At 60.1% G+C, this 25338-nt stretch carries 17 protein-coding genes; 11 read left to right on the top strand and 6 right to left on the bottom strand.

Features of this window, described 5'->3' with window-relative positions:
* Positions 1 to 13: 13 nt before the first annotated feature.
* On the bottom strand, positions 14 to 1177 hold the full coding sequence (locus KBY08_RS09820) for an isovaleryl-CoA dehydrogenase (RefSeq protein WP_024659658.1): 1164 nt from the start codon (positions 1175 to 1177) through the stop codon (positions 14 to 16).
* A gap of 235 nt (positions 1178 to 1412) precedes the next feature.
* Between KBY08_RS09820 and KBY08_RS09815 the strand changes: the two genes are divergently transcribed.
* The gene (locus KBY08_RS09815; RefSeq protein WP_024641290.1) at positions 1413 to 1670 is read left to right on the top strand and encodes a hypothetical protein; all 258 of its coding nucleotides are present in this window, start codon (positions 1413 to 1415) and stop codon (positions 1668 to 1670) included.
* A 282-nt stretch (positions 1671 to 1952) separates the two neighbouring features.
* Here KBY08_RS09815 and KBY08_RS09810 read toward each other — a convergent pair whose 3' ends face one another.
* The 3 genes from KBY08_RS09810 to KBY08_RS09800 form a co-directional block, all read right to left on the bottom strand.
* The gene (locus KBY08_RS09810; protein WP_003402776.1) at positions 1953 to 2852 is read right to left on the bottom strand and encodes a hydroxymethylglutaryl-CoA lyase; all 900 of its coding nucleotides are present in this window, start codon (positions 2850 to 2852) and stop codon (positions 1953 to 1955) included.
* Between the two features lie 30 nt (positions 2853 to 2882).
* Entirely contained in the window at positions 2883 to 3275 is a 393-nt protein-coding gene (locus KBY08_RS09805) for a MerR family transcriptional regulator (protein ID WP_003318521.1), read from the bottom strand.
* Between the two features lie 165 nt (positions 3276 to 3440).
* The gene (locus KBY08_RS09800; RefSeq protein WP_003402775.1) at positions 3441 to 4370 is read right to left on the bottom strand and encodes a LysR family transcriptional regulator; all 930 of its coding nucleotides are present in this window, start codon (positions 4368 to 4370) and stop codon (positions 3441 to 3443) included.
* A 185-nt stretch (positions 4371 to 4555) separates the two neighbouring features.
* Between KBY08_RS09800 and KBY08_RS09795 the strand changes: the two genes are divergently transcribed.
* Positions 4556 to 5785 (top strand): acyl-CoA dehydrogenase, encoded by a 1230-nt coding sequence (locus tag KBY08_RS09795; protein ID WP_024659657.1) that lies wholly within the window; start codon positions 4556 to 4558, stop codon positions 5783 to 5785.
* An 11-nt stretch (positions 5786 to 5796) separates the two neighbouring features.
* Here the strand turns inward: KBY08_RS09795 and KBY08_RS09790 are convergent, their stop codons facing one another.
* Positions 5797 to 7140 carry a substrate-binding domain-containing protein gene (locus tag KBY08_RS09790; RefSeq protein ID WP_003402773.1) on the bottom strand — a complete coding sequence of 448 codons (1344 nt, stop codon included), beginning with the start codon at positions 7138 to 7140 and terminating at the stop codon, positions 5797 to 5799.
* Between the two features lie 148 nt (positions 7141 to 7288).
* On the bottom strand, positions 7289 to 8101 hold the full coding sequence (xthA, locus tag KBY08_RS09785) for an exodeoxyribonuclease III (protein WP_024641291.1): 813 nt from the start codon (positions 8099 to 8101) through the stop codon (positions 7289 to 7291).
* Between the two features lie 192 nt (positions 8102 to 8293).
* On the opposite strand from xthA, the gene KBY08_RS09780 reads away from it, so the two are divergent.
* From KBY08_RS09780 to KBY08_RS09740, 9 genes are all read left to right on the top strand, one after another.
* The gene (locus KBY08_RS09780) at positions 8294 to 8965 is read left to right on the top strand and encodes a GNAT family N-acetyltransferase (protein ID WP_003345438.1); all 672 of its coding nucleotides are present in this window, start codon (positions 8294 to 8296) and stop codon (positions 8963 to 8965) included.
* 59 nt (positions 8966 to 9024) lie between these two features.
* Positions 9025 to 10749 (top strand): autotransporter assembly complex protein TamA, encoded by a 1725-nt coding sequence (locus KBY08_RS09775; RefSeq protein WP_003402770.1) that lies wholly within the window; start codon positions 9025 to 9027, stop codon positions 10747 to 10749.
* Positions 10750 to 10754: 5 nt separating this feature from the next.
* Positions 10755 to 14435 carry a translocation/assembly module TamB domain-containing protein gene (locus KBY08_RS09770; RefSeq protein WP_225651125.1) on the top strand — a complete coding sequence of 1227 codons (3681 nt, stop codon included), beginning with the start codon at positions 10755 to 10757 and terminating at the stop codon, positions 14433 to 14435.
* Positions 14436 to 14554: 119 nt separating this feature from the next.
* Positions 14555 to 15472: a LysR family transcriptional regulator gene (locus KBY08_RS09765; protein ID WP_024651443.1), complete on the top strand. Its 918-nt coding sequence runs from the start codon at positions 14555 to 14557 to the stop codon at positions 15470 to 15472.
* A gap of 90 nt (positions 15473 to 15562) precedes the next feature.
* Positions 15563 to 16063: a thiol peroxidase gene (tpx, locus tag KBY08_RS09760; protein WP_003402767.1), complete on the top strand. Its 501-nt coding sequence runs from the start codon at positions 15563 to 15565 to the stop codon at positions 16061 to 16063.
* Positions 16064 to 16216: 153 nt separating this feature from the next.
* Positions 16217 to 17521: an MdtA/MuxA family multidrug efflux RND transporter periplasmic adaptor subunit gene (locus KBY08_RS09755; RefSeq protein WP_104684148.1), complete on the top strand. Its 1305-nt coding sequence runs from the start codon at positions 16217 to 16219 to the stop codon at positions 17519 to 17521.
* Complete coding sequence (locus tag KBY08_RS09750; protein WP_024651442.1) at positions 17518 to 20628, top strand: MdtB/MuxB family multidrug efflux RND transporter permease subunit; 3111 nt, start codon at positions 17518 to 17520, stop codon at positions 20626 to 20628. Before KBY08_RS09755 ends, KBY08_RS09750 begins: the two co-directional genes overlap by 4 nt.
* The gene (locus KBY08_RS09745; RefSeq protein WP_225651124.1) at positions 20625 to 23732 is read left to right on the top strand and encodes an efflux RND transporter permease subunit; all 3108 of its coding nucleotides are present in this window, start codon (positions 20625 to 20627) and stop codon (positions 23730 to 23732) included. The genes KBY08_RS09750 and KBY08_RS09745 overlap by 4 nt, the downstream gene beginning before the upstream one ends.
* The gene (locus KBY08_RS09740; protein ID WP_024641296.1) at positions 23729 to 25192 is read left to right on the top strand and encodes an efflux transporter outer membrane subunit; all 1464 of its coding nucleotides are present in this window, start codon (positions 23729 to 23731) and stop codon (positions 25190 to 25192) included. The genes KBY08_RS09745 and KBY08_RS09740 overlap by 4 nt, the downstream gene beginning before the upstream one ends.
* Positions 25193 to 25338: the final 146 nt, after the last annotated feature.

Raw genomic sequence — 25338 nt, 5'->3', positions numbered from 1 at the left:
GGCGGCTCCCCGATCAACGGGTTTCGTTGAACAGTTCGCGACCGATGAGCATGCGCCGGATTTCACTGGTGCCTGCGCCGATCTCGTAGAGTTTGGCGTCGCGCAACAGTCGGCCCGCCGGAAACTCGTTGATGTAGCCATTGCCGCCGAGAATCTGGATGGCCTCCAGCGCCATCTGCGTGGCGCGCTCGGCGCTGTACAGGATCACCCCCGCAGCGTCCTTGCGAGTGGTCTCGCCGCGGTCACAAGCCTGGGCGATCGCATACAGGTAGGCCCGGCTGGCATTGAGCTGGGTGTACATGTCTGCGACCTTGCCCTGTATCAGCTGAAACTCGCCGATGCTCTGGCCGAACTGTTTGCGGTCGTGAATGTAGGGCACCACCACGTCCATGCACGCCTGCATGATCCCGGTCGGTCCGCCGGAGAGCACGACGCGTTCGTAATCAAGGCCGCTCATCAGCACTCTGACTCCGCCATCCAGCATGCCCAGCAGGTTCTCCTCGGGCACCTCGACATCATCGAAAAACAGTTCGCAGGTGTTGGAGCCGCGCATGCCCAGCTTGTCGAACTTGCTGCCCCGCGAGAAGCCTTTCCAGTCGCGTTCGACGATAAACGCACTGATGCCGTGGGCTGCCTTTTCCAGGTCGGTCTTGGCGTAGATCACATAGGTGTCGGCATCCGGCCCGTTGGTGATCCAGGTCTTGCTGCCGTTGAGCACATAGCGATCACCGCGCTTGTCGGCGCGCAGTTTCATCGACACCACGTCCGAGCCTGCATTGGGTTCACTCATGGCCAGCGCGCCAACGTGTTCACCGCTGATCAGCTTGGGCAGGTAACGGGCCTTTTGCGCCGGGCTGCCATTGCGGTTGATCTGGTTCACGCACAGATTGGAATGGGCGCCATAGGAAAGCGCCACGGATGCCGAGCCACGGCTGATTTCTTCCATCGCCACGACGTGCGCCAGATAACCCAGGCCCGCGCCGCCGTACTCTTCGCTGACAGTGATCCCCAGTACGCCCATTTCACCGAACTTGCGCCACATGTCGGCGGGGAACAGGTTGTCCTTGTCGATCTGCGCGGCGCGCGGGGCAAGCTCTGCGGCGACGAAGGATTGCAGCTGGTCGCGCAGCATGTCGATGGTTTCGCCAAGTGCGAAGTTCAGGCTGGGGTAACTCATGGGGCTTTCCTTTTTTGTTCTTGAGTGGCGCTTTGTTCTTGGACGGCGCGTCTTTCTGGAAGCGGTTATAGCGTCTATCAGCTATGACCTTTACGTTAACGTAAACCTGTAGGATTGTGCTGTCAACGCCCATGCCGAAGCGGACCGGGAGTGATCAGGCTGTATTTTTCAGTCACGAGAGAAGAGGGCGGAACGCCGGAAAGCACGAAGGGGAGCCTGGGCTCCCCTTCAAGGTGTGTTGCTATGCTCTTTTTTGTTGTTCGGGAGGCCTGTTGTTGTTTTTGGCGACCTGACCCTTCACATCTTTTTTGAGCGATCCGCAGACGGGATCAAGAGCAAACGTATTTTTTTGAGCGCTGATGACACTTTCATCGTAGTGATCCAACCAGTTCGGCAGCTGCCTCGGGGCAGTTTTGTTGTTCTCTGTCTGGCTGCGAACGACTTGCGAGGCAAGTGGTTCAGAAAAGCTATCCACTCCAAAAAAATCTGTTAGCTACGTCTCTGTACGTGTTGTTCTTGTTATGTCAGAGCCGGTACGTGTTGTTTTTATTGGTGTGCTGCGTGTTTTTATTTTTGTTGTACAAAGGATATAGCAGGACCCGTGCCAGGTTTTCAAAACCCCTGTAATACCGGGGGATCACCTTGTTTTTCCGGCATCGGACCGTTTGATTCTGCGGCCGAGTGTTTCCGTGTTACCCGTTTGTCTCTGCTCGACGCGGGGCACAGTAACACTCTGTGGCAAGTTGTCGCACCCTGTTACCGACCGGTGACAGTGCTACGCAGACAGTCTGGCTCTGGCCACGCGGGAGCCATTGCTACGTTGCAGTACGTCGCAGATGCGCTGGCCCGCCGCAATGACCTGGTCCAGATCGACGCCTGTTTCGATACCCAGCCCCTGCAACATGTACAGCACGTCCTCGGAGGCAACATTGCCGCTGGCACCCTTGGCGTAGGGGCAGCCGCCGAGGCCAGCCACTGAGCTGTCGAAGACCTGGATGCCTTCCTCCAGGCTTGCGTAGATGTTTACCAGCGCCTGGCCATAGGTGTCGTGGAAGTGGCCGGCCAGCTTGCCGCGCGGTATCTGCGCAGCCACGGCGTTGAACAAGGCCCGTGTGGCGCCCGGCGTGCCGGTTCCGATGGTGTCGCCCAGGGAAATTTCATAGCAGCCCATCGCGTGCAGTTGGTTGGCGACCGTCGCGACCTGTTCGGGCGAAACGCTGCCTTCATAAGGGCAGCCCAATACGCACGACACATACCCTCGAACCCGCACGCCATGCATCCGTGCCGCTTCCATGACCGGCGCGAAGCGCTCCAGGCTTTCGCTGATCGAGCAGTTGAGGTTGCGCTGCGAGAACCCTTCGGTCGCCGCCGCGAACACCGCGACTTCTCTGACCCCGGCAGCCAATGCGTCTTCGAAGCCGCGCAGATTCGGCGCCAGAGCCGAATAGATAACGCCTTCACGGCGCTGGATCCGCTCGAACACCTGAGCCGAGCCCGCCATCTGCGGGACCCATTTGGCCGAGACAAAGCTGCCGACCTCGATATGGCCCAGCCCGGCTGCCGTCAGGTCATCCACCAGGCGCACCTTGTCGTCGACACTGATGGGTTGCGCTTCATTCTGCAGACCGTCACGCGGGCCGACTTCAACGAGATTCACCTTTTGCGGGAGGGACATGGCGGCGCCTTTGTAGTCAGTGCGAAGGGGTCAGAGTGGGGCGGCAGCGGTTTTATCGAGTGCGGCTCGGCAGCGCTCTTCGGCGGTGTCCAGTTCCAGTTGCATCTGCTGGATGTCCAGCAACTGCTGCTCCAGCTGATCACGGCGTTCGGCGATCTTGCCCAGCATGGTCTGCAACTGCTTCTGATTGCCACCGGCAGGGTCGTACAACGAGATCAGTTCCTTGCACTCGGCCAGGGAAAAACCGATGCGCTTGCCTCGCAGGATCAGTTTCAGAGTGACTTTGTCACGGGCCGTATAGATACGTTCCAGGCCCTTGCGTTCAGGGCTGAGCATGCCTTGCTCTTCGTAAAAGCGTATGGCGCGGGTGGTGATGTCCAGCTCGCGGGCGAGCTCGGAAATGCTGTAGGTGTGACTGCTCATGGCATGACTCGGCGAGGTATACAACCGCAAAGCTAAGGGCTGCTTTACGTATGCGTCAAGCTGCAGTGGCGATACCAGAGCTTGAGCGGTCGCACACCACTACCTAGAAACGACATTAAGTTATGTTATTTAAGTTTTTATAATCAATAACTTAAGTTAAATATTTCATGCCTTTTCGAGGTTGTGTTCCTGCGCCACCACCCGCTGTGAAAGTTCGATGATCTGCTCGCGCATCCAGCGATTGGCCGGATCCTGGTCGGTGCTTTCATGCCAGTACAGGTGGGTCTCGACCGAGGGAACGTCGCTGACTGGCAGGTAGACATAGTGCAAGTCGTTACGTCGGGCGAAGCGCTCGGGCACAGTCATGACCATGTCGGTCTGCTGCAGCACCTGGGTTGCCATCATGTAGTGCTGCGAGCGCAACGCTATCCTGCGCTGGATGCCCATCTTGCCGAGCGCCAGATCCACATGGCCCAACCCGCTGCGGCGGCTGGAGATATGGATATGAGACTGGCTCAGGTAATCGTCGAGGGTCAGCGTGGCCTTGTTTGCCAATGGATGCCCCTTGCGCATGCCACACACATAGCGGTCCTCCATCAGCTTCACATGGCGCACCTGCGGGTCAGTGTTGAGCGGCGCGTCCACAGCGAAGTCGAGGCGTCCGGCGGCCAGTTCCTTGGTGGTTTCCCGGCGCTTGGAAAGAAAGCTTTCGATGGTCACCGCAGGCGCCAGGCGTCGCAGTCGCTGGAACAGCGCTGGCAGGATCACTGCCTCGGTCAGGTCGGTCATGCTGATGCGGTAATTCTTGTTGGCCTGCAACGGGTTGAAGATGCGACTTTCCTGCACCGATACCCTGAGCAACGAAAGGGCGTTGCGCACCGGGCCGATGATGTTCTGCGCCATCGGTGTCGGCACCATGCCTTGTGCCGTGCGCACGAACAGCGGGTCGTTGAAGGTCTCGCGCAGCCGCGCCAGTGCGTTGGAGACTGCAGGCTGGGTAATGCCGACAATCTGTCCGGCGCGGGTCAGGTTGGCTTCGGTGTAGATGGCGTCGAAGACAATGAAAAGGTTGAGATCGACCTTGTTCAGGTTCATTGATGGGGCGCCTCGTGCCGTTATTGTGATTGATTGTTTAGAGGGGTGGTAATGCCGCGATGGTGACGGATCATATATCGGTTATGAATGTTTATACACGCTGGGAATAGATTAGATAAATGTGCAGTGTTTCTCTAGCATCGTGTTCATGACTTCGACAACCTGATCGACACGGTGGCGACCCCATGGATTTTGCGTATTCCCCGAAGGTGCAGGCCCTGCGTGAACGCGTCACGGCGTTCATGGATGCCTACGTCTATCCGGCCGAGCGGGTTTTCGAGCGGCAAGTGGCCGAAGGGGATCGCTGGCAGCCCACGGCAATCATGGAAGAGCTCAAGGCCCGGGCCAGATCGGAAGGATTGTGGAATCTGTTCCTGCCCGACTCCGGACTGGGCGCCGGCCTGAGCAATCTGGAATATGCGCCGCTGGCGGAAATCATGGGCCGCTCAATGCTCGGTCCCGAGCCCTTCAACTGCTCGGCACCCGACACCGGCAACATGGAGGTACTGGTCCGCTATGCCAGCGAGGAACAGAAAGCCCGCTGGCTCGAGCCGCTGCTGCGCGGTGAGATTCGCTCTGCCTTTGCCATGACCGAGCCCGACGTGGCCTCATCGGACGCCACCAATATGGCCGCGCGCGCTGAGCGTGACGGTGACCAGTGGGTCATCAACGGTCGCAAGTGGTGGACCTCTGGTGCCTGCGACCCGCGCTGCAAAATCCTGATATTCATGGGCCTGAGCAATCCTGAAGGGCCGCGCCATCAGCAGCATTCGATGATTCTGGTGCCGGTCGATACGCCCGGCGTGAAGATCGTGCGGCCACTGCCGGTGTTTGGTTATGACGATGCGCCCCATGGCCATGCCGAAGTGTTGTTCGAAAACGTCAGGGTTCCGTTCGAAAACGTCCTGCTCGGCGAGGGGCGTGGGTTTGAAATCGCTCAGGGGCGGCTCGGACCAGGGCGGATTCACCACTGCATGCGCTCGATCGGCATGGCGGAGCGGGCGCTGGAGCTGATGTGCAGGCGTTCCATTGACCGCGTAGCATTCGGCAAGCCGTTGGCCAGGCTGGGCGGCAACATCGACCTGATCGCCGACTCGCGCATGGAAATCGACATGGCACGCCTGCTGACCCTGAAAGCGGCCTACATGATGGATACCGTCGGCAACAAGGTCGCCAGAAGCGAAATCGCGCAGATCAAGGTGGTCGCGCCCAACGTGGCGCTGAAGGTCATTGATCGGGCGATCCAGATGCACGGCGCCGCCGGGATTTCCAGTGATTTCCCGCTGGCCTACATGTACGCGATGCAGCGTACGTTGCGTCTGGCTGACGGCCCGGATGAAGTGCATCGCGCTGCCGTCGGCAAGTATGAACTGGGCAAATATATGCCGGCAGACTCAACGCGCAGCAGGTCCTAGCTAGCGGTCGATCACTGCACCCAGACTTCAACCCGACGGTTCTTGATCCGGCCGTCGTCGATTTCATTGGTAGCCACCGGCATTTCGTCACCCAGACCAACGATATCGCGGAACGTTACGCCTCTTTTCAGCAGTTCCCGGCGCACGGCCATGGCACGCAGCCTGGAGAGCAGGGCGGCCCGCTCCGGGTCGCTCTTGGCGTCGCCGAAGCCTACCAGCGTCACATGCCGGTCCAGTTTGTCGCTGGATTTCAGGTAATCCGCAACCCGCTTGAGGTCCTGCTGCGCCTTGTTGTCCAGGCGCGCGCTGCCCTGAGCAAAGCGGAAATTGACTGACAGGCGTTCGGCCTTGCGTGCCAGCGCCTGGTAATCGGCGGGCATCTGCGCGGTAGGCTGCACCTTGAGGACCTGTACGGTCTGCGCGACAAAACCGCTTTGCGCGACGATGGCCTGGCCCTCGGCACTTTGCGCGAAACGAACCAGCGCCTGCGCCCAGCGCTGAGGCGTTGACGTGGGTACATAAAAGTACAGTCGTCGCGACAACGGGTAGTCCTCGGTGGCAATCAGGCTGATCGTCGGCAGCATGGGCCTGGAATCGCCATCGGCTATGGCCACCGCCTTGGCGCGGCGTACGGAAGGCAGGCCGATGAAGCCGATACCATTGATGTCCTTGCTGACTTCGTCGGAGAGCTGCTCGCTGGACTCGAAGCGCGCCGCGCTGCCCAGCAGGCTCTTGCCGTATTTGGTCAGTACCAGGTCCTTGAACGTCTCGTAGGTGCCGGACTTTTCATCGCGAACATAAAGATGGATGGCGCCTGGATTGCCACCGACCTCACTCCAGTTTCTGACTTCGCCACTGAAAATGCGCGCCAGTTGAAGGGTATCCAGTTGTCTCAGCGGATTGCCGGGATGCAGAATCACTGCAACGCCGTCGATGGCAATGGTCTGCTCGCTGGCTGCACTTTTCAGATCCCCCAGACTCGCCAGATCTTTGGCCTCCTGATCCTTGATCGGTCGAGAAGAGGCTGCGATATCTGTGTTACCTGCTTTCAGTGCGGTAAAACCGGTGCCTGAGCCATGCGCGGCGATTTCGACACTGACCGATTGTCCGGCGGCTGTGGTTCCGACCACACGCTGTTCATTGAGGGTGTTGCCGGGGAGGGTCTGTACCGATTGCAGACCTTGCTGGCGCATCAATCCTTCGACCAGCGCGGGTCCCAGTTGGGCGTTGATGGTGTTGGAGCCTTGAATGCGCAACGCCGGTATATCGCCAGCAGGCAACGGCAGTGCGGCTTGCGCGAAAGCGGGCAGGGTAGCGCTCGACAGGATGAGCGCCGTAAGCAAAGCGCGCAGCATCGGCGTCACCATGAATCACGGGAGGGTGCCGGGAGAATAAGTCAGAGAGATTGCCGGAATATGACAATTTCAGGGGCTGTACGTGTTTCAGCGCGACCCGAGCCTTATTAAGGAGGGATCGCGCGGGAGGGGCACAGGAGGGGATAAGTCAGCTGAGTTCAAGCCAGATCGGTGCGTGGTCGGACGGTTTTTCCATGGCGCGCAAGTCGTAATCCACACCGGCTTCCTTGATGCGTGGCTGCAAGCCGGTAGAGGTCATGATCAGATCGATGCGCAGGCCGCGCTTGGGCTCGTCTTCAAAGCCACGGCTACGATAGTCGAACCAGCTGAAGCGGTCGACGACCTCCGGGTACAGGTGACGAAAGCTGTCCACCAGGCCCCAGTTCTTCAGGCGCTCCATCCACTCCCGCTCTTCAGGCAGAAAGCTGCACTTGCCGGTTTTCAGCCAGCGTTTGGCGTTGTCGGCGCCGATGCCGATATCGCAGTCCTGCGGAGAAATATTCACATCGCCCATGACGATCAGCGGCTGATCGTTGCGAAAGTGGCCCTCGAGCAGCGTTTGCAGGTTCTCGTAAAAGCGCTGTTTGGCGGGGAATTTGGTTGGGTGATCACGGCTTTCGCCCTGTGGAAAGTAGCCATTCATGATGGTTACCGGCTGGCCGTTGCGGTCGGCGTAAGTACCCCAGATGAAACGCTTCTGGGATTCCTCGTCGTCCCCCTCGAAACCCTTGTGCAGGGCCAGCGGCGCATTACGAGACAGCAAAGCGACACCGTAATGGCCTTTCTGGCCGTGGAAGTGCACGTGATAGCCCAGCGCTTCGACTTCCGCCTGGGGAAATTGCTCGTCCGAAACCTTGGTTTCCTGAAGACCGATCACGTCAGGCTGATGTTTGTCGATCAGCGCCGCCAACTGATGCGGTCGAGCGCGCAGACCATTGATGTTGAACGAGATGATTTTCATAAAACAGCGGTCCTGAGCAAAAACAAACAACGATGCTAGCCGACCTGTGGTTTCAGGACCAGTGCCGCGTCGCAAGCGCAGGCCGAGGCGTGTCTGGATAATTCGTTGGAACTGTTATCAATGGCCATCACTCGAAAGCCTGCTTGCCAAAACCGCTGCGCCAGACGCAGTTCCGTTAACACGAGGCCCTTTATGTCCCTACCTGCTGCCATCACGGGTGAAATTCGCCAACTCGACAGTGGTTATTCCCGTGAAACCCGCTCCTTGCTGTTCAGGGCCTACCGGCACGATCCGACATTTGCCTATCTGTTCAACGCCGAGCGCGAGGGATATGAGCAACGCGTGTTGGCGACCATCCGCCAACTGGTCAAACAACACTTTTTGCAAAACCAGCCTGCGCTGGGCCTGTTTCTCCAGGACCGCCTGGTCGGCGTAGCGCTGATCGCTCCGCCGCAGCGCCGTCTGGGTGTCACCGAAAGCTGGGCCTGGCGTCTGCGCATGGTGATGGACACCGGCCTGGGTTGCACCCAGCGCTATCTGGCGTATTACAACGCAGTACTTGCCTGCGTGCCGTCGGAAACCGTGCATGTGCTGCCGTTGATCGGCCTTGATCCGGAGTTCCAGGGGCAGAAGCTCGGTCAGGACCTGAGCGAGCAACTGCTGGCGGCGCTGCACGACTGGTGCGCAGTGGATGAACACTCCCAGGGCATCGTGGTAGATACGGGCAATCCGCGTTATCTGGAGTTCTATAAGCGGCAGGGCTATGAAGAAATCGGTGAAATTGCTGTAGGCCCCGTCCGCGAGCATGTGTTTTTTCATCCGAACCCTCAGGTGTCACTGCCGGTCCCTGACGTAATGGCCTGAATATCCTGCAATTCGTGGGCTTCCAGTGCAGCCTGTCGATCGTGGTAGCATCTACGCCCATGAAGCTTTTCAGACTATTCAGCAGCGTTTTCCTGATGACCATGAGTGCGGCCGCGCTTGCCCAGGCCCGCCTCGACGTCAGGATCAAGCCTGCCAATCCGCAACTCAAGGCCAACGTCGAAGGGTATGTCGGTGATCTGGGCGAGCGTGATGCCCAGGCATTGCGCAACTTCAGCCTCGGTGCCGAGCAGCAGGCGGAAAAAGCCGCGCAGGCGCTGGGTTATTACCAGGCGCAGATTGATAGTGAGATCAAGGACGGAGATCAACCGAGCCTGGTGATCAACATCCAGCCGGGCGAACCCATTCACCTGCGTAACGTGGTGATCCGGGTCGAAGGCCCGGCGGCAGCAATGAAGGCCTTTCGTGTGCCGAGCAGCGACGCGCTGAAAACCGGCGCGGTGTTGAATCACGGCAATTATGAAGACGCCAAGCGTCTGATCCAGAATCAGGCTTCGCGTTACGGATTTTTCAGCGGTCACTTCACCCGTCAGCGCCTGGCCATCGACCCGCGGGCCGGTGTGGCGGATATCGAGCTGGTCTATGAAAGCGGGCCGCGCTACACGCTCGGCAAGGTCATGTTCAGTGGCGACGCGCCATTTGATGACGATCTGCTCAAGCGCATGGTGCCGTTCAAGGAAAACACGCCTTACGACTCCCAACTGATCGCCGAACTGACCCAGGCCATGCAGGGCAGCGGTTACTTCGAGGGCGTACGGGTCGATGCGGCGCCCACCGCAGCGGAAAATCAGGTTATTCCGGTGACCGTTCAGCTCGAAACCCGCAAGCCTCGCACCATGGGGTTGGGGCTGGGCTATTCGACTGACGTTGGCCCGCGTGGCAAAGCCAACTGGACCCGGCATTGGGCCAATCCGCAGGGCCACAGTTATGGTTTCGAATCCGAGATTTCCGCGCCACGGCAGAATATCGGCCTGTGGTACGACGTACCGCTCGACCCGCCGCTGACCGACAAATTGCGCTACGCCGGTGGGTATCAGTATGAAGAGATCGCCGGAACCGACAGCCTCAGCAAATTGCTGACTGCCGGGCCTGAATGGCACAGCAAGCTGCCCAGCGGCTGGGAGCGGGTCATATCCCTGAAATGGCAGCGTGAAGAATACCGCCTGGGCGATGACGCCGGCCTCAGCACGCTGCTGATGCCCGGTATCAGTTACTCGTACCTGCGCAGTGACAACCGTATCGACCCGCACCAGGGTTACAGACTGCAGTTCGACACGCAGGTGGCCAAGGAGGGCATGTTGTCTGACGCCAATCTGGTGCATGCCAACGTGCTGCTCAAAGGGCTGACGACCGTCGCGCAAAATCACCGCTTTCTCGGTCGCGTGCAGTTTGGCGGCAACCTCACCGACGGTTACACCTCGATACCGCCCTCGCTGCGCTTTTTTGCCGGTGGCGATCAGAGCGTGCGCGGCTATGACTATCAGAAGTTGTCACCGACCAATTCCGACGGCGACCGCATCGGTGGGCGATACATGTTTGCCGGTAGCGTCGAATACCAATATTCCATCGCTGACAAATGGCGCCTGGCGACCTTCATCGATCAGGGCAACTCGTTCAACAGCCTGGACAAGCCAGACCTGAAAACCGGAGTCGGTTTCGGCGTGCGCTGGGTATCCCCAGTAGGCCCGCTGCGTCTCGATCTGGCCCACGCGCTGGACGATGACGGCGGAATCCGTCTGCACTTTTCGATGGGGCCGGAGCTTTGAACAAGGTGAATATCACCCGCGGCGCCAAGGTCGTCGGGCTGGGACTCGTCGCATTACTGCTGCTAGTGATCATCAGTGTCGCGCTGCTGCTGGGCACCCATACGGGCAGCCAGTGGGCTTTGGCTCGGGTGCCCGGTGTACAGCTGGAAAACTTTCAGGGGCGACTGGGCGGCCAGTGGAGCGCCGAGCGTCTGATATGGCAGCAGGGCGCAGACCGCGTCGAGGTCCAAACGGTCGATTTCGCCTGGACGCCGGCCTGCCTGTTGAAGATGACGCTGTGCATCGACCGTCTGCATGCGCAGCAGGTGCTGATGCATTTCCCGCCGAGCGATACGCCCGCCAGCGACGGCCCGATCCAGTTACCGACGCTCAGGTTACCGCTGGCGCTGCAACTGGGTGATATACAGCTGGGCGGTCTGCAACTGGATGGCGTCGAACAATTGCGCGATCTCAAGCTGGCAGCGCACTGGACCGCCGAAGGCTTGAAGATCGACAGCGCGCACCTGCAACGTGATGCGCTGGTGCTGGACCTCAATGGCCTGCTGAAACCCGAGGTCGACTGGCCTCTCAGCGTGCAAGGTCAACTGCAACTTCCGCCACAGGATGGCCAGCCCTGGACGCTGGCGCTGGACATCCAGGGCGACCTGCTGAAGACGCTGCAGCTCAAGGCGGACAGCAGCGGTTATCTGCCGGGATTGCTGACTGGCGAGTTGCAACCCCTGGCCGAACACCTTCCTGCACGCATCAGACTGACTGCCGAACACTTCAAACCCAGCGCTGCATTGCCTGACACCTTGCAACTGGACCAGTTGCTGCTGACGGCCGAGGGCAATCTTGACTCGGGTTATTTGATAGATGGCAGCGCCAGCCTGCCCGCAGAGAAAGGCCCTGTTGCGTTGTCATTGAAAGGACGCGTGGATGCCAACGGCGCAACCATCGCCGGACTCGATCTGGCCGCCGATGATCAGCAGCGTCTGGCCATCAACGGCAAGATGAACTGGCAGAGCGGTTTTTCTGCGGATGCAAGCATTGACTGGCTGGATTTCCCATGGCAGCGCCTGTATCCACTGGCGTCAGAGCCTCAGGTGGCATTGCATGCCTTCAAGGGCGATATTTCCTATACCGATGGCAATTACCTTGGCAATTTCAACGCCAGCCTCAAGGGGCCTGCCGGTGCGTTCACACTGGTCAGCCCGTTCAGCGGCAATCTGCAGGAGATTCATCTGCCGCAGCTGGAGCTGGTCGCCGGGCAGGGCAAGGCCAGCGGTTTCCTGAACCTGCAGTTCGCTGACGGTATCGGCTGGGATACGGCTCTGGACCTGAGTGCGCTGGACCCTTCATTCTGGGTTGCCGAACTGCCCGGCACACTGGCAGGCCCGTTACGCAGCAAAGGTCAGATGCGCAACGAGCAGCTTGAACTCAGCGCCGACCTTGATTTGAAAGGGCGCCTGCGTGGTCAGCCTGCGCTGCTGCAAGCCAAGGCTGACGGCCGTGATCAGCAATGGAATGTCAGCAGTCTGAACATCCGCCTCGGGGACAACCGTATTCAAGGAATGGGTAGTCTGCAGGAGCGTCTCAAGGGGCAGTTGAACATGGATCTGCCGCGTCTGGCCCAGCTTTGGCCACGTTTGCAGGGGCAGGTCAAAGGCCGGCTGGACCTGGCCGGAACGCTGCAGGCACCCCAGGGACAACTGGCCTTGCAGGGCAGCCAGCTCGCCTTGCAGGACAATCGTCTGCAAACCCTCACGCTCAACGCCAGACTGGATCAGGCGCAACGCGCGGTCATCAACCTGAAAGGCACCGGTATTCAGGCTGGCGATACCCAGTTGGGCACCTTGCTGGTGGACGGTCAGGGCACGCTCAAGAGCCAGCAGGTGAAGCTGGACCTGCAAGGACCTCTGCTCAAACTGGCCATCGGCCTTGACGGTGGTCTGGACAAGGGTGATTGGCGAGGCCGACTGGCCAGCGGTACGGTGCAGAGCGGCGGGCAGAACTGGCGTTTGCAGCAGCCAGCGAAGATCGAGCGTCTGGCCGATGGCCGGCTCAACTTCGGTGCGCATTGTTGGTTGTCCGGAGCTGCCAGCCTGTGTGGCGGTGATCAGCGGCTGATGCCTGAACCCCATCTGCGTTATCAGCTCAAGAATTTCCCGCTGGACAGCCTGGCGCAATGGATGCCCAAGGATTTTGCCTGGAAGGGCGCGCTGAATGCAGACGTGCAGCTCGACATTCCGGCAGCCGGCCCCAGCGGCAAGGTCACGATTGACGCCGGAGGCGGAACGCTGCGGGTACGCAACAACAATCAGTGGCTGGACTTCCCTTATCAGACGCTGAAACTGGCCACCACACTGGCGCCCAAACGCATCGACACGCGTCTGGACTTCGATGGCGGCAAGCTGGGAAGGCTGCTGCTCAACGCGCAGATCGACCCGCTGGCCAAGGACAAAACCCTGGCAGGTGACTTCAACCTCTCGGGGCTGGATATCTCGGTGGCACGTCCTTTCGCGCCAATGGTGCAGAAACTCAATGGGCGTCTGAATGGTAATGGCCGGTTGTCAGGCACGTTGCTGGCGCCGCTGGTCAACGGCAACGTGACGCTTGAAGCGGGTGAGGTGGCGGGGGCAGAGCTGCCCATGGAACTGCACGACCTCAAGGTCCAGGCGTTGATTGCCGGAGCAAGCGTACAGCTCAATGGCGGCTGGAAAAGTGGCAGCACCGGGCAGGGCAGCATAGGCGGTCAGGTGGCCTGGGGGCAGAGCCTGAACGTCGATGTGAGCCTCAAGGGCTCGCGCCTGCCGATCACTGTCGAACCCTATGCGGCGGTAGAGGCGGCGCCTGATCTGAAAATCTCCATGCAGGGCGAGCGACTGGCCATCTCCGGCAAGGTGCTGGTGCCCAATGGCGCGATTACCGTACGCGAGTTGCCGCCTTCCACTGTGAAGCTCTCCGGTGACACGGTAATCGTCGGACAGCAGACCGAGGAAGGCGCTCCGCCGCTCGCGGTGGCGATGGATATCGATGTGGACGTCGGCCAGGAAAAGCTCAGCTTCAGCGGCTTCGGGCTGACCGCCAATCTGGTCGGGCATGTGCACATTGGCGACAATTTGGACACCCGTGGCGAACTGAACCTGAACGATGGTCGGTATCGCGCCTATGGGCAGCGGCTGACCATCCGCAAGGCGCGTCTGCTGTTTGCCGGTCCGGTCGACCAGCCTTATCTGGACATCGAGGCGATTCGGCAGACCGACGACGTGATTGCCGGTATTCGCCTGACCGGCAGCGCCGAGCAGCCTACCACCGAGGTGTTCTCCGAACCTGCGATGAGCCAGGAGCAGGCGCTTTCCTATCTGGTCATGGGCAGACCGCTCAGCACTTCCGGCGAAGACAACAACATGGTCGCTCAGGCTGCGCTGGCATTGGGTGTGGCAGGTAGCTCGTCGACCACTGGCAAGCTCGCCGACAATCTGGGGATCAAGGACTTCGAACTGGACACCTCGGGAACCGGCGACAAGACCAACGTGGTTGCCAGCGGCAAGATCACCGACAAGCTCAGCCTGCGTTATGGCGTGGGCGTGTTTGAACCGGCCAATACCATCGCCTTGCGCTATCTGCTCAGCAAGCGCGTGTACCTGGAGGCCGCGAGCGGTGTTGCCAGCTCGCTGGATATTTTCTATAAAAGGGACTTCTAGGCAAGGGCTGGTGGCGTTAAAAGCACGGCTCTGCACCCAGCCGTCTGGCCTTTCCCGGGCGTCTTTCTTGCAACTGCAAGTTACCTCACATGTCATCTACCTTCAGGTTGCCGGCCATCATGGATCGATTCAACGCCATGCGCGTGTTCACCCGTATCGTCGAGCTGGGCGGTTTCGCCAGGGCGGCCGAGAGTCTGCACATGCCCCGTGCCTCGGTGACGATTCTGATCAAGCAGCTCGAAGCGCATCTGGGCGTACAGCTTTTGCAGCGTACGACGCGGCAGGTCAGCGCCACCCCGGACGGCAAGGCCTATTACCAGCGCTGCGTCAGCCTGCTGGCCGATCTGGACGATGCCGAAGCGTCGTTCTCGGCGACGGGGGCCGAGCCCAAGGGGCTGTTGCGTGTCGATCTGCCGGTCAGTCTGGGGCGCATGATCATCATCCCGGCGCTGCCTGAATTCAGCCGACGCTACCCGCAGATCCGCCTGGAGATCGGCATGAGTGACAGGCCGGTCGATCTGATCCGCGAAGGCGTGGACTGCGTGTTGCGTGCCGGAGCGGCACTGGATGAAACACTGGTTGCCAGGCCGCTGGGCAGTCTGACCCAGATTACCTGCGCCAGTCGCGAGTACCTGGCGCAACACGGCACGCCACTGGACCTGCAGGCGCTCGCGCAACATCAGGTAATCGAATATTTTTCGACCAGCACCGGCAAGCGTTATGGCCTCGAGTTCATGGCTGCTGGTATGGGCGTCGAACACGCATCGGCCTGCTCGATCGCTGTCAACAGTGCCGACGGTTATGTCGCAGCGTGCGAAGCCGGTTTCGGCCTGATTCAGGTGCCGCGCTACCATGTCGCCGCGCAATTGCGCAGCGGTGGGCTGGTGGAAGTATTGCGATTGCATCGTCCGCCGCCGCTGCCACTGACCGCGCTTTACCCCCCGCATCGACAGTTGTCACGACGGGTCAGGGTATTCGTTGATTGGCTGGTGGAATTGTGTGCCCACACAGATATCAGGGACAGACTGGTTTCCTGAAAAAAATTCAGAATTATCCCATATAGGCCGCGGCACACTTTCGTGTTTAACTTCCGGCTCTTTCATCCATTTTGAAAAGGAACGTGTTTCATGGCTCAAGTGACCCTCAAAGGCAGCCCCGTTCAGGTCAGTGGCAACCTGCCTGAAGTCGGTAGCAAGGCACACGATTTCACGCTGGTGGGCGCAGGTCTTGCCGATAAGACTCTGGCTTCCTTCGCCGGCAAGCGCAAGGTATTGAACATCTTCCCGAGCGTCGATACGCCGACCTGTGCCACTTCGGTACGTAAATTCAACACTCAGGCCAATGACCTGAGCAACGCCGTGGTTCTGTGCATCTCGGCCGACCTGCCGTTTGCCCAGGCGCGTTTCTGCGGCTCCGAAGGCCTGGAGAATGTCCAGAACCTGTCCTCGTTCCGCAGTGCCGATTTTGCCCGCAATTATGGTGTTGCCGTTGCCGACGGCCCGCTCGCGGGTCTGACTGCGCGCGCCGTGGTTGTTCTGGACGAGAACGACAAGGTGCTGCACAGCGAACTGGTCGCCGAGATCGGTAGTGAGCCCAACTACGACGCTGCATTGGCTGTGCTGAAGTAACTTTCCGCAACCTATAGACGGCCTGAGTCCGCTCAGGCCGTTTTTTTTGTTTGTGCTTCATACGTTTATCCAAAGTAAGCGCTTGGTAAAGGCGCTTTGCTTGTAACGTAACTGTGCTTATTGTTCAGCCTTCTGAACAAACCCCCACCTGTAATGGTTGATTTATTCATGCAATCGTCTGGCTCCCGTAAATCCCGTCGCTGGTTGATCAGTTTGCTGGTCCTGTTGGTCATCGTCGCCTTGTGCTGGTGGTTCTGGCCTGCGTCCACTTCCGGCAAGGGGGCCGAGAGCAACAAGAAGCCCGCTACAAGCGGCATGGCAAGGCCCGGCTTCGGCGGATCGGCTGTGGCGGTCCCGGTGCGTGTGGCCCCGGCTACCGAAGGTGATTTTCCGATCTACTACAAGGCACTTGGCACCGTGACGGCGATGAACACCATCAATGTGCGCAGCCGCGTGGCGGGGGAGCTGGTCAAGCTTTATTTCCAGGAAGGGCAGATGGTCAAGGCGGGTGATCTGCTGGCTGAAATCGATCCGCGCAGCTATCAAGTGGCGTTGCAGCAGGCCGAAGGTACGCTGGCCACCAACCAGGCGCTGCTCAAGAACGCTCAGCTCGACGTGCAGCGTTACCGAGGCTTGTTTGCCGAGGACAGCATCGCCAAGCAGACCCTCGACACTGCCGAGTCGCTGGTCAACCAATACAAGGGCACGATCAAGACCAATCAGGCTGCCGTGGCTGACGCAAAACTCAACCTGGACTTCAGTCGCATTCGTGCCCCGATTGCCGGGCGTGTCGGCCTCAAACAGCTGGACGTGGGTAATCTGGTTGCCGCCAATGACACCACGGCACTGGCGGTGATTACCCAGACCCAGCCTATTTCCGTCGCATTCACGCTGCCTGAAAAGGACCTGTCGAAAGTTATTTCCCGCTACCGCACCGGCGACAAGCTGCCGGTCGAAGCCTGGGACCGTGGCGATACGAAGATGCAGGCCACCGGCGTACTGGCCAGCCTCGACAACCAGATCGACGTGGCTACCGGCACACTGAAGTTCAAGGCGCGTTTCGATAACAGCGACGAGGTCCTGTTTCCCAATCAGTTCGTCAATATACGGCTGCGCGCCGACATGCTGAAAAAAGTCACGCTGGTGCCGACGGCTGCCGTGCAGTTTGGCACCGACGGGACCTTTGTCTACGTGCTGGACGGTGACAAGAAGGTCAAGCTCAAACTGCTGAAGACCGGCCCGAGCGACGAGACATCCACGGTGATTACCGAAGGTCTGGCAGCCGGCGAGCGGGTGGTGCTCGAAGGCACCGACCGTCTGCGCGACGGTGCCGAAGTCGAAGTCGTCAACGACAGCAAGGAAGTCCCGGCTGGCCCGGCTCAGAAGCTGCAAGGCAAGCCTGACAGCAAGACCGACAAGTCGGCGGCGCTCGGCAAGGTGGAAAAACCAAACGTATGAACATGTCGCGCCTGTTCATCCTGCGTCCGGTTGCCACCACACTGAGCATGTTGGCAATCGTCCTGGCGGGTCTGATCGCCTATACCTTGCTACCGGTTTCGGCGTTGCCCCAGGTCGACTACCCGACCATCCGGGTGATGACCCTGTACCCGGGTGCCAGCCCGCAGGTGATGACCAGTTCCGTGACTGCGCCGCTGGAACGTCAATTCGGACAGATGCCCGGCCTGACACAGATGGCCTCGACCAGCTCTGGCGGTGCGTCGGTCATTACCTTGCGCTTCAGCCTTGAAATCAATATGGATGTCGCCGAGCAGCAGGTGCAGGCAGCGATCAACGCGGCCACCAACCTGCTGCCAACTGACCTGCCAGCGCCTCCGGTCTACAACAAGGTCAACCCGGCCGATACTCCGGTTCTGACCCTGGCGATCACTTCGAAAACCATGTTGTTGCCCAAGCTCAATGATCTGGTCGATACGCGTATGGCGCAGAAGATCTCGCAGATCAGCGGTGTCGGCATGGTCAGCATTGCCGGCGGGCAGCGTCAGGCGGTACGGATCAAGGTCAATCCGGAGGCGCTCGCCGCCAACAGCCTCAACCTGTCCGATGTGCGTACTCTGATCAGCGCCTCCAACGTCAACCAGCCGAAGGGCAACTTCGACGGGCCGACCCGGGTGTCGATGCTCGATGCCAACGATCAGCTGAAGTCTCCGGAGGAGTACGCCAACCTGATTCTGGCTTACAAGGATGGCGCACCCTTGCGCCTGAAGGATGTCGCCGAAATCGTCAATGGTGCCGAAAACGAGCGGCTCGCGGCCTGGGCCAATCGTAGCCAGGCGGTGCTGTTGAACATTCAGCGTCAGCCGGGCGCCAACGTCATCGAGGTGGTCGACCGGATCAAGGCGTTGCTGCCGTCGATCACCGAAAACCTTCCGGCCGGCCTCGACGTCGTGGTCCTGACGGACCGCACGCAAACCATCCGCGCGTCGGTGACCGATGTTCAGCACGAATTGCTGATCGCGATCGTCCTGGTGGTGCTGGTCACGTTCCTGTTCCTGCGTCGTTTCAGCGCGACGATCATTCCTTCGATCGCCGTTCCGCTGTCGCTGGTAGGCACGTTCGGCGTGATGTACCTGGCCGGTTTCTCGGTCAACAACCTGACGCTGATGGCCATGACCATTGCCACCGGTTTCGTCGTCGATGACGCCATCGTCATGCTGGAAAACATCTCCCGGCATATCGAAGAGGGCGAGACGCCCCTGCAGGCCGCGCTCAAGGGCGCGAAGCAGATCGGTTTCACCCTGATCTCCCTGACCCTGTCACTGATTGCGGTATTGATCCCGCTGTTGTTCATGGCCGACGTGGTAGGGCGGCTGTTCCGCGAGTTCGCGATTACCCTGGCGGTCGCGATATTGATATCGCTGGTGGTCTCGCTGACCCTGACGCCGATGATGTGCGCACGCTTGCTCAAGCGCGAGCCCAGGGAAGAAGAGCAGAGCCGCTTTTACCGCGCCAGTGGTGCCTGGATCGACTGGCTGATCGACATCTACGCGGGCAGGCTGCGCTGGGTGCTCAAGCATCAGCCACTGACCCTGCTGGTCGCTTTGGCCACCCTGGCATTGACGGTGCTGCTGTACATCGTCGTGCCCAAAGGCTTTTTCCCGGTGCAGGATACCGGGGTGATCCAGGGTATTTCGGAAGCGCCACAGTCGGTCTCTTTCGCGGCGATGAGCCAGCGTCAGCAGGCACTGGCCGACATCATTCTCAAGGACCCGGCAGTGGTCAGTCTGTCGTCCTACATCGGTGTCGACGGTGACAATGCCACGCTCAACAGCGGGCGTCTGCTGATCAACCTCAAGCCTCACGGAGCGCGCGACCTGACTGCGTCCGAGGTGATCCAGCGCCTGCAGCCAGAGGTCGACAAACTGTCGGATATCCGTCTGTTCATGCAGCCGGTGCAGGATCTGACCATCGAAGACCGGGTCAGTCGCACCCAGTATCAATTCAGCATGTCGTCGCCCGACGCCGAACTGCTGACGTTGTGGAGCGAAAAACTGGTAGACGCGCTCGGCAAGCGGCCCGAACTGAGGGATGTGGCCAGCGACCTGCAGGACAAAGGTTTGCAGGTGTACCTGAACATCGATCGTGATGCGGCCAGCCGGGTCGGGGTCACGGTTGCGAACATTACCGATGCGCTGTACGACGCATTCGGTCAGCGCCAGATATCCACCATCTATACGCAGGCCAGCCAGTACCGCGTGGTGCTGCAGGCTGCGTCGGGCAGTGAGCTCGGCCCGGCGGCGCTCGAGCAGATCCACGTCAAGACCACCGATGGCGCACAGGTGAAGCTGTCGAGCCTAGCACGTGTCGAGCAGCGCCAGGCGCAACTGGCCATCGCTCACCTTGGGCAGTTTCCTGCAGTGATGATGTCGTTCAACCTGGCGCCCGACATCGCCCTGGGCAAGGCGGTGAAGGTGATCGAGCAGGTCGAGCAGGAGATCGGCATGCCGATTGGCGTGCAGACCCAGTTCCAGGGCGCTGCCGAAGCGTTTCAGGCTTCGTTGTCCAGCACGTTGCTGCTGGTTCTGGCGGCGGTGGTCACCATGTACATCGTGCTGGGCGTGCTCTACGAGAGCTACATTCACCCGATCACCATCCTCTCGACCCTGCCGTCGGCCGCAGTGGGGGCCTTGTTGGCCCTGCTGATCAGCGGCAACGATCTGGGGATGATTGCGATCATCGGCATCATTCTGTTGATCGGCATCGTCAAGAAGAACGCGATCATGATGATCGACTTCGCGCTCGACGCGGAGCGCAACCGCGGTGTTGCGCCTGAAAAGGCGATCTACGACGCGGCGCTGTTGCGCTTCCGGCCGATTCTCATGACCACCCTGGCAGCGCTGTTCGGCGCCATCCCGCTGATGCTCGCCAGCGGTTCCGGCGCCGAATTGCGGCAACCCCTGGGGCTGGTGATGGTCGGCGGGCTGTTGCTCAGCCAGGTCCTGACACTGTTCACCACGCCGGTCATCTACCTGTATTTCGACCGCCTTGGCCGTCGCTGGAGTCGCAAACCTGCCGACCCGGACCGACAGGAACGGGCTGACGCATGAACCTCTCAGCGCCGTTCATCCGCCGCCCCGTTGCGACCGTTCTGCTGAGCCTGGCGATTATGCTGCTCGGCGCGGTGAGCTTTCGCTTGTTGCCGGTGGCACCGTTGCCGAACATGGATTTCCCGGTGATTGTGGTCTCGGCCAGTCTCGCCGGTGCCAGCCCTGAGGTGATGGCGTCCACGGTGGCCACGCCGCTGGAGCGTTCGCTGGGCAGTATTGCCGGTGTCAACACCATGACCAGCAATTCAAGCCAGGGCACCACACGGATCATTCTGCAGTTCGATCTGGATCGCGACATCAACGGCGCTGCCCGGGAAGTGCAGGCGGCGATCAATGCCTCACGCAACCTGCTGCCCAGCGGGATGCGCAGCATGCCGACCTACAAGAAGGTCAACCCGTCGCAGGCGCCGATCATGGTCTTGTCGATGACGTCGACGGTGCTGGAAAAGGGCCAGCTTTACGACCTGGCGTCCACCATCCTGTCGCAGAGCCTGTCACAGGTTTCCGGGGTCGGCGAAGTGCAGATCGGCGGCAGCTCGCTGCCTGCTGTGCGTATCGAGCTGGAGCCGCAGATGCTCTCCCAGTACGGCGTATCGCTCGACGACGTGCGGACTGCGATCACCGGCGCCAACGTAAGGCGACCGAAGGGGTTTGTGGAGGACGACCAGCATAACTGGCAGGTGCAGGCCAACGATCAGCTGGAAACCGCCAAGGATTATGCGCCGCTGATCATTCGCTACAAGGACGGAGCGACCTTGCGCCTCAAGGACGTGGCGAAAGTCAGCGACGCCGTGGAAGACCGTTACAACAGCGGCTTCTACAACAATGACCGTGCCGTGCTGCTGGTCGTCAACCGCCAGGCGGGCGCCAACATCATTGAAACCGTGGCGCAGATCAAGGCGCAGTTGCCAGCGTTGCGAGCGGTGCTGCCGGCCAGTGTCAGTCTCAATATAGCGATGGACCGCTCGCCGGTGATCAAGGCGACGCTGCACGAAGCCGAAATGACCCTGCTGATTGCCGTGGTGCTGGTGGTGATGGTGGTGTTCCTGTTCCTCGGCAGTTTTCGCGCCTCGCTGATCCCCACCCTGGCGGTTCCGGTATCGCTGGTCGGCACCTTTGCGATCATGCACCTGTTCGGCTTCTCGCTGAACAACCTGTCACTGATGGCGTTGATCCTCGCCACCGGTCTGGTGGTGGACGACGCCATCGTCGTGCTGGAAAACATATCCCGGCATATTCACAACGGCCTCGACCCCATGAAAGCGGCTTTTCTGGGCGCCAAGGAGGTCGGGTTCACCTTGCTGTCGATGAACGTCTCGCTGGTCGCGGTGTTCATTTCCATCCTGTTCATGGGCGGTCTGGTCGAAAGTCTGTTTCGCGAGTTTTCCATTACCTTGTCAGTGTCGATCATCGTCTCGCTGATCGTGTCCCTGACCCTGACGCCAATGTTGTGCGCGCGCTGGTTGAAGCCACGCGAAGCCCATGGGGAAAACGCCTTTCAGCGCTGGAGCGAGCGGGTCAACGATCGAATGGTGGCAGGCTACGACCGCTCGCTGGGCTGGGTGATGCGGCATCGAAGGCTGACGCTGCTCAGCCTGCTGATCACCGTGGTGGTCAATATCGCGCTGTATGTGGTGGTACCCAAGACCTTTCTGCCGCAACAGGACACCGGGCAACTGATGGGTTTCGTGCGCGGTGACGATGGCCTTTCGTTTTCGGTCATGCAGCCGAAAATGGAGACCTTCCGCCTATCGATTCTCGCTGACCCTGCGGTGGAAAGCGTTGCCGGTTTTATCGGTGGCAGCGGTGGCACCAATAACGCTTTCATGATCGTGCGCCTCAAGCCGATTGCCGAGCGCAAGCTGTCTGCCGAGAAAGTGGTCGAGCGCCTGCGCAAGAACATGCCGCATGTGCCGGGCGGCAGACTGTTCCTGGCACCGGATCAGGACCTGCAACTGGGCGGCGGTCGCGAGCAGACCAGTTCGCAGTATCAATACATCGTGCAGAGCGCTGACCTGGGCAGCCTGCGTCTGTGGTACCCGAAGATCGTCGCAGCGCTCAAGTCGATACCCGAGTTGACCGCCATCGACGCACGGGAAGGGCGCGGAGCACAGCAGGTGACCCTGGTGGTCAACCGTGACACGGCCAAGCGGCTGGGTATCGATATGAACATGGTCACGGCGGTGCTCAACAACGCTTACAGCCAGCGCCAGGTATCGACCATCTATGACAGCCTCAACCAGTACAAGGTGGTGATGGAGGTCAATCCAAAATACGCCCAGGACCCGGTGACGCTGGAACAGGTCCAGGTGATTACCGCAGACGGGCAGCGCGTACCGCTGTCGAGCATCGCCCATTACGAGCGCAGTCTGGCCAACGACCGGGTATCGCATGACGGCCAGTTCGCCGCTGAAAACATTTCCTTCGATCTGGCCGAAGGGGCCAGCCTCGACAAGGCCACCGTGGCGATAGAGCGGGCGATTGCCGCCATCGGTCTGCCGTCCGACATCATTTCCAAAATGGCCGGGACCGCCAATGCCTTCGCCTCGACGCAGAAGAGCCAGCCGTGGATAATCCTCGGTGCGTTGCTGGCGGTGTACCTGGTGCTGGGGATCCTCTACGAAAGTTACATTCATCCGCTGACGATCCTTTCGACGCTTCCGTCCGCAGGGGTTGGCGCATTGCTGACGATCTATGTGCTGGGCAGCGAATTCAGTCTGATCTCCCTGTTGGGGTTGTTCCTGCTGATCGGCGTGGTCAAGAAAAACGCGATCATGATGATCGACCTTGCCCTGCATCTGGAGCGCGAACAGGGAATGACGCCGCAAGAGTCGATCCGCAGCGCCTGCCTGCAGCGCCTGCGGCCAATTCTGATGACTACGATGGCCGCCATCCTGGGCGCCTTGCCATTGCTGTTGAGCACCGCCGAAGGCGCTGAAATGCGCAAGCCGCTGGGCTTGACCATCATCGGCGGCCTGATCTTCAGCCAGGTCCTGACCCTTTACACCACTCCGGTGGTTTACCTTTATCTCGACCGTCTGCGCCATCGTTACAACAAATGGCGTGGCGTGCGCACCGATGCTGCTCTGGAAACTCCGCTATGACCGAACGCCTGGCATTCACCTCCCGCCCGACAGGGCTGATTCGTCCATTCGCGCTGGGGCTTTGTGTGGTGCTGCTCAGCGCCTGCGCTGTGGGTCCGGATTACCAGAAGCCGTCCATGGCCGCACCCGCGCAGTTCAAGGCTGCGCAGGGCTGGCGTACGGCCACGCCGAGTGACGGGATGGCCAAAGGTGCGTGGTGGGAGGTGTACAAGGACCCGCAACTGAACGCTCTGGTCGAGCGCCTGAACACGTCCAACCAGACCGTCGCCCAGTACGATGCGCAGTATCGACAGGCACAGACACTGGTGCGCAGCTCCAGGGCTGCATTCCTGCCTACGCTTGACCTGACAACCGGCAAAACCCGCTCGGGGCAGGGCACAGGCACGTCGAATAGCGGCACGAGTGCCTCGGGGATTCGCAACAGTTACAACGCGCAACTGGGCGTCAGTTGGGAGGCCGATGTCTGGGGCAAGCTGCGGCGCGGGCTGGAGGCTGACACCGCCAATGCTCAGGCAAGTCTTGCCGACCTGGCCGCGATGCGTCTGAGTCTGCAATCGGAGCTGGTACAGAATTACCTGCAATTGCGCGTGATCGATGAACAAAAACGCCTGCTGGAATCCACGGTGGATGCCTATCAGCGCTCCCTGACGCTGACGCAGAATCAGTACCGGGCCGGTATCTCCGGAAGTGATGCTGTCGCGCAGGCGCAGACGCAGTTGAAAAGCACCCAGGCCGATCTGATCGATCTGGCCTGGCAGCGTGCGCAATTCGAGAATGCCATCGCTGTACTGATGGGCATGGCACCGGCAGACTTCAATCTGCCCGCCAGCACCTCGATTCCGCAGTTGCCGCAGATCCCGCCAGGCCTGCCTTCGCAGTTGCTCGAACGCCGACCTGATATTGCTGCAGCCGAGCGCTCGGTAATGGGCGCCAATGCCAACATCGGCGTGGCCAAGGCGGCTTATTATCCGGACTTCACGCTGAGCATGAGCGGCGGTTACAGCAGCAGTACCTTTGCCAACTGGATCAGCCTGCCCAACCGCTTCTGGTCGGTAGGCCCGCAGCTGGCGCTGACCCTGTTCGACGGCGGCAGGCGCTCGGCCGAGGTTGATCGTACCGAGGCCGTGTATGACCAGACTGTTGCCCAGTACCGGCAGACCGTGCTGAACGGTTTTCAGGAGGTCGAGAACTATCTGGTTCAGCTCAAGGTATACGAGCAGGAGGCTGCGGTGCGCCAGGAAGCGCTGGTCTCGGCTCGTGATTCGCTGCGCCTGACCAACAATCAATACAAGGCCGGGCTGATCGGTTATCTGGACGTCGTCAATGTTCAGGCGACTGCCTTGAGCAACGAACGCAGTGTGCTCAGCGTGCTGCAAAGCCGGTTGATTGCCAGCGTTCAATTGATCGCCGCACTGGGCGGGGGCTGGGATGCCGAAACAGGTTTGACGCTCCGGGAATAAGTATTTCGGGTTCAGAACGCAGATTTTCAGTGGAACTGTTCGCAGTAAACGAAAAAATAATAGCTATTCGCCAGCTTTGCGACCAAGTGCCGCGACATTCGGCCGCTAATGCGTACAATCACCCGCACAAGATCGGCATGGACGCG

The organism is Pseudomonas sp. P135 (assembly GCF_020312125.1).
Lineage (GTDB): Bacteria > Pseudomonadota > Gammaproteobacteria > Pseudomonadales > Pseudomonadaceae > Aquipseudomonas > Aquipseudomonas fragariae.
Note: the sequence above shows the minus strand (reverse complement) of the source record. Positions and strands in the feature narration are given on the sequence as shown.

Bases quoted from the DNA above. Each gene is read 5' to 3' on its own strand.
- KBY08_RS09820 (WP_024659658.1), bottom strand. From the start codon at position 1,177: ATGAGTTACCCCAGCCTGAACTTCGCACTTGGCGAAACCATCGACATG.
- KBY08_RS09810 (WP_003402776.1), bottom strand. From the start codon at position 2,852: ATGTCCCTCCCGCAAAAGGTGAATCTCGTTGAAGTCGGCCCGCGTGAC.
- KBY08_RS09805 (WP_003318521.1), bottom strand. From the start codon at position 3,275: ATGAGCAGTCACACCTACAGCATTTCCGAGCTCGCCCGCGAGCTGGAC.
- KBY08_RS09800 (WP_003402775.1), bottom strand. From the start codon at position 4,370: ATGAACCTGAACAAGGTCGATCTCAACCTTTTCATTGTCTTCGACGCC.
- KBY08_RS09795 (WP_024659657.1), top strand. From the start codon at position 4,556: ATGGATTTTGCGTATTCCCCGAAGGTGCAGGCCCTGCGTGAACGCGTC.
- KBY08_RS09790 (WP_003402773.1), bottom strand. From the start codon at position 7,140: ATGCTGCGCGCTTTGCTTACGGCGCTCATCCTGTCGAGCGCTACCCTG.
- xthA (WP_024641291.1), bottom strand. From the start codon at position 8,101: ATGAAAATCATCTCGTTCAACATCAATGGTCTGCGCGCTCGACCGCAT.
- KBY08_RS09780 (WP_003345438.1), top strand. From the start codon at position 8,294: ATGTCCCTACCTGCTGCCATCACGGGTGAAATTCGCCAACTCGACAGT.
- KBY08_RS09775 (WP_003402770.1), top strand. From the start codon at position 9,025: ATGAAGCTTTTCAGACTATTCAGCAGCGTTTTCCTGATGACCATGAGT.
- KBY08_RS09765 (WP_024651443.1), top strand. From the start codon at position 14,555: ATGGATCGATTCAACGCCATGCGCGTGTTCACCCGTATCGTCGAGCTG.
- tpx (WP_003402767.1), top strand. From the start codon at position 15,563: ATGGCTCAAGTGACCCTCAAAGGCAGCCCCGTTCAGGTCAGTGGCAAC.
- KBY08_RS09755 (WP_104684148.1), top strand. From the start codon at position 16,217: ATGGTTGATTTATTCATGCAATCGTCTGGCTCCCGTAAATCCCGTCGC.
- KBY08_RS09750 (WP_024651442.1), top strand. From the start codon at position 17,518: ATGAACATGTCGCGCCTGTTCATCCTGCGTCCGGTTGCCACCACACTG.
- KBY08_RS09745 (WP_225651124.1), top strand. From the start codon at position 20,625: ATGAACCTCTCAGCGCCGTTCATCCGCCGCCCCGTTGCGACCGTTCTG.
- KBY08_RS09740 (WP_024641296.1), top strand. From the start codon at position 23,729: ATGACCGAACGCCTGGCATTCACCTCCCGCCCGACAGGGCTGATTCGT.